Origin of the sequence: Tenacibaculum tangerinum (genome assembly GCF_029853675.1) — a bacterium.
In the GTDB taxonomy this organism is placed as follows: domain Bacteria; phylum Bacteroidota; class Bacteroidia; order Flavobacteriales; family Flavobacteriaceae; genus Polaribacter; species Polaribacter tangerinum_A.
On sequence record NZ_CP122539.1, the window covers coordinates 2635997 to 2649581 of the forward strand.

The 13585-nt window shown below is 33.8% G+C and carries 13 protein-coding genes; 6 read left to right on the forward strand and 7 right to left on the reverse strand.

Annotated elements, in window-relative coordinates:
• Window positions 1-169 precede the first annotated feature (169 nt).
• The 4 genes from P8625_RS11705 to P8625_RS11720 all read left to right on the forward strand — a co-directional run bounded on the left by P8625_RS11705 (window position 170) and on the right by P8625_RS11720 (window position 2571).
• Window positions 170-361: a hypothetical protein gene (locus tag P8625_RS11705; RefSeq protein WP_279650638.1), complete on the forward strand. Its 192-nt coding sequence runs from the start codon at window positions 170-172 to the stop codon at window positions 359-361.
• A gap of 63 nt (window positions 362-424) precedes the next feature.
• The gene (gene gwsG, locus P8625_RS11710; RefSeq protein ID WP_279650639.1) at window positions 425-1387 is read left to right on the forward strand and encodes a grasp-with-spasm system ATP-grasp peptide maturase; all 963 of its coding nucleotides are present in this window, start codon (window positions 425-427) and stop codon (window positions 1385-1387) included.
• The gene (locus P8625_RS11715; protein ID WP_279650640.1) at window positions 1374-1595 is read left to right on the forward strand and encodes a hypothetical protein; all 222 of its coding nucleotides are present in this window, start codon (window positions 1374-1376) and stop codon (window positions 1593-1595) included. The genes gwsG and P8625_RS11715 overlap by 14 nt, the downstream gene beginning before the upstream one ends.
• A complete protein-coding gene (locus P8625_RS11720) occupies window positions 1588-2571 on the forward strand; it encodes a hypothetical protein (RefSeq protein ID WP_279650641.1) in 984 nt (327 codons plus the stop codon). Before P8625_RS11715 ends, P8625_RS11720 begins: the two co-directional genes overlap by 8 nt.
• Window positions 2572-2583: 12 nt before the next feature.
• Here the strand turns inward: P8625_RS11720 and P8625_RS11725 are convergent, their stop codons facing one another.
• From P8625_RS11725 to pheS, 6 genes are all read right to left on the reverse strand, one after another.
• Entirely contained in the window at window positions 2584-4356 is a 1773-nt protein-coding gene (locus P8625_RS11725; RefSeq protein ID WP_279650642.1) for a chloride channel protein, read from the reverse strand.
• Window positions 4357-4382: 26 nt separating this feature from the next.
• Window positions 4383-5060, reverse strand: coding sequence for a DUF6503 family protein (locus tag P8625_RS11730; protein ID WP_322790481.1), 678 nt, complete (start codon window positions 5058-5060; stop codon window positions 4383-4385).
• Window positions 5061-5142: 82 nt separating this feature from the next.
• Complete coding sequence (gene aspS / locus P8625_RS11735; protein WP_279650643.1) at window positions 5143-6897, reverse strand: aspartate--tRNA ligase; 1755 nt, start codon at window positions 6895-6897, stop codon at window positions 5143-5145.
• A gap of 164 nt (window positions 6898-7061) precedes the next feature.
• A complete protein-coding gene (locus P8625_RS11740) occupies window positions 7062-7538 on the reverse strand; it encodes a hypothetical protein (RefSeq protein ID WP_279650644.1) in 477 nt (158 codons plus the stop codon).
• Between the two features lie 27 nt (window positions 7539-7565).
• On the reverse strand, window positions 7566-7961 hold the full coding sequence (locus tag P8625_RS11745; RefSeq protein ID WP_279650645.1) for a hypothetical protein: 396 nt from the start codon (window positions 7959-7961) through the stop codon (window positions 7566-7568).
• A 61-nt stretch (window positions 7962-8022) separates the two neighbouring features.
• On the reverse strand, window positions 8023-9042 hold the full coding sequence (gene pheS / locus P8625_RS11750) for a phenylalanine--tRNA ligase subunit alpha (RefSeq protein WP_279650646.1): 1020 nt from the start codon (window positions 9040-9042) through the stop codon (window positions 8023-8025).
• Window positions 9043-9232: 190 nt separating this feature from the next.
• Here pheS and gdhA point away from each other — a divergent pair, with 190 nt between their 5' ends.
• Both gdhA and P8625_RS11760 read left to right on the forward strand, forming a co-directional pair.
• The gene (gene gdhA / locus P8625_RS11755) at window positions 9233-10576 is read left to right on the forward strand and encodes an NADP-specific glutamate dehydrogenase (RefSeq protein WP_279650647.1); all 1344 of its coding nucleotides are present in this window, start codon (window positions 9233-9235) and stop codon (window positions 10574-10576) included.
• Window positions 10577-10712: 136 nt separating this feature from the next.
• Window positions 10713-11666 (forward strand): endonuclease/exonuclease/phosphatase family protein, encoded by a 954-nt coding sequence (locus P8625_RS11760; RefSeq protein ID WP_279650648.1) that lies wholly within the window; start codon window positions 10713-10715, stop codon window positions 11664-11666.
• Between the two features lie 60 nt (window positions 11667-11726).
• Here the strand turns inward: P8625_RS11760 and glmS are convergent, their stop codons facing one another.
• Window positions 11727-13583, reverse strand: coding sequence for a glutamine--fructose-6-phosphate transaminase (isomerizing) (gene glmS, locus P8625_RS11765; RefSeq protein ID WP_279650649.1), 1857 nt, complete (start codon window positions 13581-13583; stop codon window positions 11727-11729).
• Between the last annotated feature and the right edge of the window lie 2 nt (window positions 13584-13585).

A 13585-nucleotide genomic window follows, 5' to 3' on the forward strand; every position in this document is an offset into this window, starting at 1 on the left:
TACTTAAAATTTAATATTTGTATCTAACATAATTAGAAAAGTAATCTACATACTCTTTTTAATTCATTTAAAAAAGTGAACGAAAACATTTCTAATTGATATGGAGACAAAGAGGAGTAAGCCGAAAATCCTATAGTAAACAGAGTAGGTAACTAAATAAATATTTATTATGAATTCAAAAATGAAATCATTAAAAGAGTTTGAAATGACTCAAAATGAAATGGACACAACTAAAGGGGGGCTTTATTACGGATCTGGAGTTTATTGGAGAGACGAGAGAGAAGAAGACTATGTAGGAAGTTTTAGTATTGGAACCTACGTAGATGGTATTAATATGGGAACTGATGGTTATGAAGATTAATTAGTTCTTAATAACCCATTTTGCTAATTCTATTTTGTGCAGAATGGGTTACATAGTTGAATTATGATATTAATTTTATCGATAGAACAAGATGAAAGTACCATTGATGTAATAAGATGGCTTTATCATTTAAAAGAAGATTTTATACTGCTGAATACTACTGAGTTTATTAATAGTATAACGGTAAATATAAATACTTCTGAAGTACTAATCACTACTAAAGATGTAACGGTAAATTTTAATGAAGTTACCTCGGTTTGGTATCGAAGAGGAAACTTTACTCTTTACGATAGCATTGAGTTAAAAGATTTTGTCGGACATAAAATAACGAAGTTTTTTAATGAAGAAAAAAAAGCTTTATTTGAATACTTACATTTTTTATTGAATCAAAAACCTTCCATAAATAACTACAACGTTAAAAAAGTTAATAAGCTTATTGTTTTAACAATAGCGAAACAGTTGGGTTTGTGTATTCCTGAAACCAGAATTACAAATCAAAAAAATATTTTAGAAGAAGAGTTAAAAGATAAATCGCTGATTACAAAACCTATTAATAATCCTATTAATTTGTATGGTGATACATATTGGCTGCCTACTTATACAACATCAATAGATATAAAAAAAACGGATTTATTTAATGATTGTTTCGGAATTAGTTTATTTCAAGAAAATATTAAAAAAATACTAGAAATACGCAGTTATTTTTTGGATGGAGAGTTTTATTCAATGGCAATCTTTTCTCAATTAGATGAACAAACTAAAACAGATTTTAGATGTTATAACAATCAAAAACCCAATAGAACCATTCCGTTTAACCTACCTTCAGACATAGAAATAAAATTAAAAACCTTAGCAGAAAAGTTAAATTTAACCAGTTGCTCTTTCGATTTAATTTATACACCATATAAACAGTATGTTTTCTTAGAGGTAAACCCTATCGGGCAATTTGGTATGGTTTCTTATCCATGTAATTACTATTTAGAAGAAAAAATAGCACACAAACTTAAAAATTATGGTCTCTCATAAAGAAGCTCAGCAGTTATTAGATAAAACAAAAGAAGAGTGTAAAGAAAAATTACCCGTAATAATCTATTTATCAGAAATAAAAATGATTAGTAATAGTTCAATGTCATTAATTCGCAACAGGATATCAATAGATAAATATCACGATAGGTATGCTTTAAAAAGAAACTTTTACAAGCCAATCACAATACAACATCCTATAAATGAATAACAGCGATAAATACGCAAGAATGTTTTCTAATTGCATTCCTGTTTTAGGGAGAAATAAATCAGCTATATATGATTTACAAAGAAAACAAATGTTTACTATACCTAACGATTTGTACAAGTTTATTCAGTTATTTGAAGAACATACAATTTCAGAAATAGTTGAATTGTGTGGTAAAGATAATAAAGAGGTAGTAGAAGAGTATTTTCAGTTTTTAATAGCTAAAGAGCTTATATTTTTTTTAGCTAAAGACGAGCTAGAGTTATTTCCTAAATTGAGTATGAAATGGACGTCACCAGGCAAAATTTCAAATGCAATTATCGAAATAAGCGAAATAACATATCCTTTTTTCGAGAAAATAGTAACCTATCTTACCACATTAGGCTGTGAATACTTATATATTAAAATACGTACTGCTGAATCTTATATTGTTATTAAAGATATTATAGAAAAGTTAACTACTTCTTCTATTTTTTCTGTTGTTTTTGAAACAAAGTTTAATAAAAATGAAAAAATAGTTGATTACGAGCACCTTGTTACTGAAAACAAACGAATAGAAACCATTTTTCTTCTAAGTGATGAAGAATTAGAAACGTCGTCTTCGAAAATTCTTATAACATCACCTGAGAAATTTGTAGATAAAAAGGACTGTTTTTTTACGGTAAACCTTACTTTATTTACTGAGTCGCAAAAATATAATACGTACTTTAATAAAAAGATTTTTATAAATAGAAGTGGAGATATACTGAATGCTCCAGAAACAGAAGAGGTGTTTGAAAACATAACAAGTACCTCATACGAGAACTTGGAAATGATTATAGATTCAGAACAATTCCAAAAGTATTGGAGCATTCATAAAGATATAATAGACGAATGCAAAGATTGTGAGTTACGTTATATGTGTGTAGATAACAGAGTGCCTAGGAAATCTAAAGAAGGAAGTTATTTTTTTACAACAGAATGTGAATTGAGAGTATAAAATTGTTTTAAACTACACAGTAACCTCAATCAATTTACTTCTGTATACCGATAGTAATTTCGACTTAGAAATAAAACCAACATAGGTTTCATTCTTTACTACAGGTAAGTTCCAAGCCCCACTTTCTTTAAACTTTTGCATTACTTTTTCTGTATCGTCTTCATAAAAAATAATGGCAGGAGCGATTTTCATAAAATCTTCAACATAAGTTGTTTCATACAAATCTTGATTAAACATCATGGGGCGAATGTCGTCTAATAAAACAATTCCTAAAAACATATTGTGCTCATCAACTACAGGAAAAATATTACGTTTCGATTTAGAGACAACCTGTTTTAGCATGGTGCCAAGACTCATTTCGGGGTTAATTTTAACGAAGTTTTTTTCAATAATGCTACTAATGTTCATCATCATCATTACATTCTTGTCTTTATTGTGTGTAATGAGTTCACCTCGTTTAGCTAATTCAATTGTATAAATTGAATTAGAAATAAAGTATTTCGTAATGGCATAAGAAACGGCAGAAACAAGCATTAACGGAACAAACAAATCATAGCCTCCGGTAATTTCAGCAATTAAGAAAATGGCTGTTAAAGGAGCGTGTAAAACCCCTGCCATTAATCCTGTCATACCAATCAACGTAAAATTAGTTTCTGAGACATCGAACCCAAATTGATTGATTATTTTGGCTGTAACATTCCCCAAAGCACTTCCCATTACCAGTGTTGGAATGAAGATTCCTCCAACCCCGCCAGCCGCAAAAGTAGTGGTCATCGCAATTACTTTAAAAACACCGATAATTAGCAAAAAGAGTATCACCATCCAAACATTGTCAAAATCAATATTATAGTGAATACTTTTTAATGCAGCACCAGCATTTTCAGATAACAAGTTGTTAATAATGCCATACCCTTCACCAAATAGCGGTGGAATTAAAAATAGCATAATTCCGATAGCTATTCCTCCAAAAAGCAAGCGCTTAAAAGGGGTGTATTTTCTAAAAAAATTAATGATTTTAAAGTATATTTTAGAAAAGTACACCGAAGAAAACCCTGTAAAAACAGCTAAAATTATATAAAAAGCAAGGTCGTTAATTTCAAAAGCTTCTTGTAGTCGAACACTAAATAATACATCTTTTCCTAAGAAAAAATACGAAGTAATTACGGCAGAAACAGACGCTAATAGTAGCGGAACTAACGAAGCAAAGGCAAGATCTAAACTAAAAATTTCTACGGCAAAAATAATGGCAGCAATGGGGGCTTTAAACATTGATGACATCGCTCCGGCCGTAGCACAACCAATGAGTAGCATACGAGTTCTCATGTTCATGTGAAACAATTGAGCTACTCCCGAGCCCAAGGCAGCCCCTGTACTTACAGCAGGCCCTTGTAACCCTACAGAACCTCCAAAGCCAACAGTAATAGGTGCTGTAATTAAAGAAGCATATATTTTGTAACGTTCTATAATTCCGCTTTTTTTAGAAATGGATTGTAACGTGGTAGAAATACCGTGACCAATATCTTTTTTAATAAGGTATTTTTTAATGTAATACACTAAAAAAAGTCCAATGATAGGGAAGATAAAATATAGCGAATGATGATAGTCTTTAATAAGTCCGTCTTCTAAAATTTGATGAAAATAAAACGTAAGGTTTTTAAGAAGTAAGGTGCCTATACCTGCTAAAAAACCAACCAATACACTAAGAACATATACAAACTGTCGCTCAGAGATATGTTTGTATCTCCAAATAAGTATTTTTTTATAGAAGTTTGTAAGTTTAGACATTTATTTTTTTTCTAAAATATCAGTTCCTAAGTAGACATCATTTGAGTTGTAGTACCAGGCTCTTTTTTTGGCATTTTAATACGATTAATAACCTCTTCTTCTGAAAGTAAAATATATTCCCCACTCTTGGGAGAATCTTTAAAAAATTGATAAATTTCTAGAGCATAGGTTTGTGGATTAAAATAAAAAAACCATGTATCAGTGCCCACCTTTTCATCGTACGTAACCTTCAATACTAAATATTCTTTTCCTTTGAATAATTTTCGTTCTACGTTTTTATGAATAATGGTTCCGTTGTCTTTTAATTTCATCGGAAGTCCATATAAATACGTATAATAGTTTTTATACAACCTAGCCCGTTCACAACTTAATTGGTGTTTTTTTAAGGTTGCTTCAGATGGATTGTCGTTTCCATTGAAGCTAACTTTACAGGTATCTTTATCAACGGTATATGCTGTGGTATTGCTTCCTCGAGTAGCTTTTACATAAAAATATTCTTTCGGAAGATTGATTTGTATTTCGCTAATTCTTTTAGGCTTATCAGGAGTTTCCATAGTTACTAACAAGGTTCCGTTGAATGTTTCCCAGTTATTATTGGGGTCGTGGTATTGTATGGATTTTTCTAACAATTCTATTCCTGAAAGCTCTTGTGAAACTCCAGCCGTTGCTAAAAATAAAGCGAAAAGAAAAGTTAATTTTTTCATAACATTAAAAGTACAAAAAATCCTGCTCTGAATGTCAGAACAGGATTCATATATTGTGAAAACCACTAAAAATGGAGTTACCTTATCCTTTCTGAGTTAATTGGATATTTAATTCTTGGAGTTGTTCCTTATCTATCGTGGCAGGTGCATCGATCATAACGTCACGACCTGAATTGTTTTTAGGAAACGCAATAAAATCGCGAATGGTTTCTTGTCCTCCTAAAATTGCTACCAGTCTATCCAGTCCGAAAGCCAACCCTCCGTGCGGTGGTGCACCGTATTCAAAGGCATCCATTAAGAATCCGAATTGCGCTTTTGCCTCTTCTTCGGTAAACCCTAAGTGTTTAAACATAATGGCTTGCGTTTCTTTATCGTGAATTCTGATAGAACCTCCACCAATTTCGTTTCCGTTCAATACCAAATCGTAGGCATTCGCTTTCACGGCTCCTGGGTCTGAATCTAGTAAGGCTAACTGACCTGGTTTTGGTGACGTAAATGGATGGTGCATGGCGTGGTAATGACCCGTTTCTTCGTCTAACTCTAACAAAGGGAAGTCGATTACCCATAACGGAGCAAACTCATCGGGTTTACGTAAGCCTAAACGTTCTGCTAGTTCCATACGTAGGGCACTTAGCTGTGCGCGAACTTTGTTTGTACTTCCTGAAAGTATACAAATTAAATCTCCAGCCTTCGCTTTGGTAGCCTCAGCCCATTTTGCTAAATCTTCTTGGTCGTAGAACTTGTCTACCGACGATTTAAAGCTTCCGTCTTCATTACATTTTACATATACCATTCCTAAAGCTCCTACTTGCGGACGCTTTACCCAATCGATTATTTTATCAATTTCTTTACGTGTATAGGAAGCTCCTCCTGGAACAGCGATACCCACGACCAACTCAGCATCGTTAAAAACTTTGAAGTCTTTGTGTTGTGCTACTTCGTTTAACTCGCCAAATTCCATTCCGAAACGGATATCTGGTTTGTCGTTACCATATTTTTGCATGGCTTCATCAAAGGTTATTCTTGGGAATTTATCAACTTCAACGCCATTGATTTCTTTTAATAAATGACGAGTCATTCCTTCGAAAACTTCCAAAATATCTTCTTGCTCTACAAATGCCATTTCACAGTCTATCTGTGTGAATTCTGGCTGACGGTCGGCACGTAAATCTTCATCTCTAAAACACTTTACAATTTGAAAGTATTTATCCATACCCCCTACCATTAACAACTGCTTAAAGGTTTGTGGAGATTGTGGTAAGGCATAAAACTGACCAGCATTCATACGAGACGGTACTAAGAAATCACGCGCTCCTTCTGGAGTAGACTTGATTAAATAAGGAGTTTCAACATCAATAAATCCTTTGTCAGATAAATATTTGCGGACTTCCATAGATACTTTATGGCGGAAAACTAAGCTGTTTTTAACAGGATTACGGCGAATATCTAAATAACGATATTTCATACGAATGTCTTCCCCTCCGTCGGTTTCATCTTCAATAGTGAAAGGTGGTAATTTCGCCTCGTTTAAAATTTCTAAGTTCGATACTAAAACTTCTATAGCACCTGTAGGGATATTTACGTTTTTTGATTGACGCTCAATAACTTTACCCGTTACTTGTACCACAAACTCACGCCCTAAAGTTTTGGCTTTTTCTAGTAAGTCTTTAGAAGTACGTTCTTCGTCGAAAATTAACTGTGTAATTCCGTAACGATCACGTAAATCTACCCAAATCATAAACCCTTTGTCACGTGATTTTTGTACCCATCCTGCAAGGGTTACTTCTGTATTAATGTGCGAGGCTCTTAACTCGCCACAAGTATGCGTTCTGTACATTTTTAAACCTTTTTTTCTCGCATAGCGAGATTTCCTATAAATTGTGATTCCGAAAGTATTTCGAAATCTAGAAATTTTAGCTGGGCAAAATTACGGAAATAATAGCAATAAAAAAGGCTGAATAGTACAGAACTATTCAGCCTATGTATGAAATCTTATTTTATTTAAAAACTCATTGAAATTCCAACACCGTTACCATTAATCAACATATTAAATTGTGGTTTAAAATTATTGTAAGAAGTTGCATCTAAAGACGCATTATATAAATCTACTGCTTCGTTGGCCTTTTTATTAGCTCCAGAGGCAATCGGAATTGCCACAATGATTAATCCTGCTCCTACACCTGCTATAGTCCAATTAGCCTCACCTCCTCCAATAGCTGCTCCAACAGGAAATCCTATTAAAGCTCCTCCTGCTCCTCCTAAAATAGTTGCCAAGGTAGTATTAGATTTAGCTTTTTTCATTAATGCCATTGCTTTTGCATCACTTTCCATTAGGTTTACCATCTCTTTCATAGAAACAGCTTTTCCATTGATAGAATATTTATATCCTCCAAAAACTTTTTCTTTTTCTATTTGTTGAGATTGGGCAAAAAACGAAGCGCAAATTGCGAACAAAAAAGTAAAAACTGTTTTTTTCATACGTATCAAGAATTTAAAGTTGGTTCATTATTTAATTAAAATTCCCTTCTTTCCTAAGAACTCAATATCTCTTAAAAAGCCTTTTTGAATGGTTTCTGCTTGAAAAATAAAGGTTTTATCGTGTAACCTATTATTTTCAAAAAATGTTACCTGAAAACGGTTGTCTAGAGCAAACAATTCAGGTTGCATGAGTTCAAACTTCTGATAACTGTTTGCAGGAAGTTTGTCTATTTTTCTTCGGAAAACAGAAGTAGTTTTCGTGTCTGAGAATCCTTGAGAAACGATGACTACCATTTCTAAATCAACATCCTTTCTATTTAGAATGTACACATTCCAATCTTCTTTGTTGTCAATCGGATTGGTTTCTAATACTACGGCAATTTCTACACCTGTTACTTTAGGAATTTCAATATCTTTCCTCATAAAATTAGATTGAAGGTTTTATGCAAAAGACGAACGTACTTTAATCATATACCTTTTACCGTTATATCACCGATTTAAACTGTTCTAAGAAACGCTTGTCGTTTTCATAAAACATACGAATATCTGGAATTTGATATAATAACATGGCAATACGCTCGATACCCATTCCGAAAGCATAACCGCTATATTTTGTTGGGTCGATATTACAGTTTTTCAACACATTCGGGTCTACCATACCACATCCCATAATTTCTAACCAACCAGTTCCTTTGGTTATTCTGTAATCGGTTTCTGTTTCTAATCCCCAATAAATATCTACTTCAGCACTTGGCTCAGTAAATGGAAAATAAGATGGACGCAAACGTATTTTAGATTTGCCAAACATTTCTTTGGTAAAGTATAGCAAGGTTTGTTTTAAATCGGCAAAAGACACATCGGTATCAATGTACAACCCTTCTACTTGGTGAAAAATACAGTGTGCACGGGCAGAAATGTCTTCATTTCTAAATACACGACCCGGAGAAATAGTACGAATAGGAGGTTCGTTATTTTCCATATAACGTACCTGAACTGATGAGGTATGTGTTCTTAGTAAAGTATCAGGATTCTTTTCAATAAAGAAAGTATCCTGCATATCTCGTGCTGGGTGATACTCTGGTAAATTTAAGGCCGTAAAGTTGTGCCAATCATCTTCAATTTCTGGTCCCTCAGAAACAGTAAAACCAATACGATTAAACACTTCGATAATTTGATTTTTAACCAAAGAAATTGGGTGACGAGATCCTAAATTGATAGGCTCAGATGGGCGAGTTAAATCACCATAAACTCCTGTATCTTCAATGGCACTTTCTAAGGCATCGTTTAACTCGGTAACTTTATTTTCGGCAGACTTTTTTAGGTTGTTTAATGCTTTTCCGAAGTCTTTACGTAACTCAGCATCCACATTTTTAAATTCGGCAAATAAGTCTTTTAACAAGCCCTTGCTTCCTAAATATTTTATTCTAAAAGCTTCTATTTCTTCTTTAGAAGTTGTGTTAAAAGCGTGTACTTCTCCGATTAATTCTTTTACCTTATCTAACATAATCTTTTCAAAAAAGTTAAGCAGCAAATTTACGTTTTTTTAGTTAAAACAATAAGGTATTTTATGTAATAACGAAAACGTTGTAGAAAACTATAAAATAAACAAAAAAATCAAATTTAACAAATCGTAAATTAACTATATTTGCACGAACAAATTGTTAAAATTTAATATAACAGAACAACTAATGTTTATGGAATCTAAGATACAAGAATTCATGAATTACGTAAAAGAGCGTAATACATATGAGCCAGAGTTTTTGCAAGCTGTACATGAGGTAGCAGAAACTGTAATTCCGTTTATAGAAGAAAATCCGAAATATCAAGGGAAGAAATTACTTGAGCGTATGGTAGAACCAGAACGTACGATTATGTTTAGAGTACCATGGGTTGATGATAATGGAGAAACTCAAGTTAATAGAGGATATAGAGTAGAATTCAACTCGGCTATTGGTCCGTATAAAGGAGGATTGCGTTTTCATCCTTCGGTAAACCTGTCAATCTTAAAGTTTTTAGGGTTTGAGCAAGTTTTCAAAAACTCATTAACAACTTTGCCTATGGGCGGAGGTAAAGGTGGGTCTGATTTTAATCCAAAAGGAAAATCAGATCGTGAAGTGATGGCTTTTTGCCAATCATTTATGACCGAATTAGCGCGTCATATTGGTCCTGATACAGATGTTCCCGCTGGAGATATTGGTGTTGGAGGTCGTGAAATTGGTTATATGTTTGGTCAATACAAACGCTTACGTAACGAATTTACAGGTGTTTTAACAGGTAAAGGAAGAACTTGGGGTGGGTCGTTAATTCGTCCTGAGGCTACAGGTTATGGCGATGTGTATTTTGCTGAAAACATGTTACAAACAAAAGGAGATTCTTTTGAAGGAAAAATAGTAGTTGTTTCTGGTTCTGGAAATGTAGCGCAATACGCTACTGAAAAAGCAACCCAATTAGGTGGTAAAGTAGTTACCATGTCTGATTCTTCAGGATATATTTATGATGAAGCGGGTATTGATGCTGAAAAATTAGCTTTTGTTATGGAGCTAAAGAATGAAAAAAGAGGAAGAATTAGTGAATATGTTGAAAAATATCCATCGGCTAAATTCTTTAAAGGAGAAAGACCTTGGAGTATAAAATGTCATATAGCATTGCCATGTGCTACTCAAAACGAGTTAAATGGAGAGGAAGCAAAAGCATTAGTAGATAACGGATGTATTTGTGTTGCTGAAGGTGCCAATATGCCATCTACTCCAGAGGCTATTGAGGTATTCCAAAAAGCAAAGATTTTATTTTCGCCAGGAAAAGCCTCTAATGCTGGTGGTGTAGCTACCTCTGGTTTAGAAATGTCTCAGAACTCGTTACGCTTGTCTTGGTCTCGTGAAGAAGTAGATGCTAGATTACATACTATTATGAACGATATTCATGAAGCTTGTGTAAAATATGGTACGCAAGAAGACGGGTATGTTGACTATGTGAAAGGTGCAAATGTTGCTGGCTTTGTAAAGGTTGCTGAGGCAATGTTAGACCAAGGAGTGGTATAATAGTTTATAAAATAAAGCTGAAGCCTCATAGAAAATTCTATGAGGCTTTTTCGTTTTGTGTAATTTGTAAGCATTTTTTAGCGATAAGCTTCTTACATTTTGTACTTTCGACAGATAAATAAGTCATCAAATAGTAATGAGTAAAAGAAAAGATAGATATACCATCGCTTTTTATAATGTAGAAAACTTGTTCGATACCTTTGACAATCCTAAGACACATGACGATGATTTTACGCCTAAAAGTAGGTTGGGTTGGAATACAAAAAAGTACCAACATAAGTTGAGAAAAATAACATCGGTTATTCGTCAATTAGGAAGCAATAAGTCTATATACCCACCCGCTATTATCGGATTGGTAGAAGTTGAAAATGCAAAAGTTGTAAAAGATTTAGCTACTCATAAAAATTTGTCAAAATACACGTATAAATATGTCCATTACGATTCTCCTGACGAACGAGGAATAGATGTTGCGCTACTTTATAATAGTGATTTTTTTGAGGTTATTTCATCTAAAACACATCATTTGTTATTAACCGATGAAATAGGAGAAATAGATTACACTCGCGATTTATTAGAAGTAAAAGGGATGTTGAATGGAGAAGTAGTATATGTTTTGGTAAACCACTGGCCTTCTCGTAGACAAGGAGAAACAGAAACAGAAGAAAACAGGATAAAAGCTGCAAAATTAGTTCGTAAGACGATTCATTCTATACAAGAAAAAGAAGAGAATGCAAAGTTTATTATTATGGGAGATTTTAATGACGATCCCACAAGTATTAGTATTGAAAATCATTTGATGTCGGGCGATTTGTATAACCCTATGAAACCTTTATATGAAAAGGGAATGGGAACTACGACTCATTACAAGGAGTGGCATTTGTTTGACCAGATTATCTTTTCGAGAGATTTTTTCGATACTGAAAAGAGTGAGCATACCTTTTTAGAAGCAAAAATATTCAAAACAGATTGGTTAAAAATATATAGAGGAAAATACAAAGGAAGTCCGTTTAGAACCTACATTGGTCCTTTTTATAAAGGCGGCTTTTCCGACCATTTTCCTGTGTATGTTATTTTTGAAAAAGACAGTTAAAAAAATCCTGAGAAAATATTCTCAGGATTTTTTGATATTTACATTCAAAATCAGTTATTTCTATTCAACAGTTACCGATTTTGCTAAGTTTCTAGGTTGATCTACATTTTTGCCTAACATAACTGCTATATGGTATGATAACAGTTGTAAAGGAATTGTAGTTAGTAAAGGCGTAAAAGCCTCTTCAGTATCTGGAATTTCAATAACATGATCGGCTATTTCTTTAACGGTTTCATCGCCCTCAGTAACTACTGCAACTATTTTACCGCTTCTAGACTTAATTTCTTGAATGTTACTGACTACTTTTTCATAATGTCCTTTGCTTGTTGCAATTACAAAAACAGGCATGTTTTCATCAATTAAAGCAATCGGTCCGTGTTTCATTTCAGCAGCAGGATACCCTTCAGCATGGATGTAAGAAATTTCTTTCAGCTTTAAAGCTCCTTCTAAGGCAACAGGAAAATTGAATCCTCTACCTAGGTACAAACAGTTTTTGGCATTTTTATATACATTGGCTATCTCTTTAGCCTGCTCATTAGTTTTCAACAGTGTTTCAACCTGATTAGGAATTTGCTGTAAAGTTTGTAAATAGGCATTTACGGCAGATTTAGACAGTGTTCCTTTAGCTTGTGCTAGCTTTAAAGCAATTAGAGAAAGCACTGTAATTTGTGTGGTGAATGCTTTAGTTGAAGCAACTCCGATTTCTGGACCAGCATGGGTATACGCCCCAGCATGAGTTTCTCTAGCTATAGAAGAACCCACTACATTACAAACTCCAAACACAAAGGCGCCTTTAGATTTTGCCAGTTTAATAGCGGCTAAGGTATCGGCGGTTTCTCCAGATTGAGAGATCGCAATTACGACGTCTTTGGGAGTTATAATAGGGTTACGGTATCTAAATTCAGAAGCATATTCTACTTCAACAGGAATACGAGCCATATCTTCAAAAAGATATTCTCCAACTAGTCCGGCATGCCATGAGGTACCACAAGCTACAATAATAATTCTGTCAGCATTTAAGAACTTCGACATATTATCATCTATACCAGACATTCTAATTAAACCTTCATTTGGCAGCATTCTACCTCTGTAAGTATCTCTGATGGCCTTAGGTTGCTCATAGATCTCTTTCAGCATAAAGTGATCGTAACCACCTTTTTCAATTTGGTCAAGACTTAATTGTAATTTCTGAATGTTCGCATCAATTTCTTTATCATTCTCAATTTTACGAACTTTAATTCCTCTATTTCTTTTTATAATTGCCAATTCACCATCTTCTAGGTAAATGGCGTTTTTTGTGTACTCAATAAAAGGAGAGGCATCTGAAGCCACAAAAAATTCTTCATTATTTTTTCCAACACCAATTGCTATAGGACTTCCCAATCTAGCTACAACCAATTCATTGGGTTTTGTTTTGTCGAAAACAGCAATAGCATAAGCACCTATCACATTGGTTAATGCTAACTGAACTGCTTTTCCTAATTTACACCCTTCGGTCTTTTTAACTTCCTCAATAAGATTTACTAAAACTTCGGTATCTGTGTCGCTTTTAAATTGGTAACCACGTAAGGTTAGTTCCTTTTTAATGGTGTCGTAATTCTCAATAATACCGTTATGAACAATTACCAAATCTCCAGACTCAGAAAAGTGAGGATGAGAATTTACATCGTTAGGAACTCCATGAGTTGCCCATCTAGTATGTCCAATACCTATGTTACCTTTTTTTCGTTGCTCTTCTCTATTCGTAATAATCTCTAAATCAGAAACCTTACCCTTGGTTTTAGATAGGTGCATCGTTTCGCCATCATACATCATGATTCCAGCACTATCATAACCTCTGTATTCTAAACGCTTGAGTCCGTTAATTACAATCGGATAAGCTTCTCTGTGTCCAATATACCCTGTGATTCCACACATAA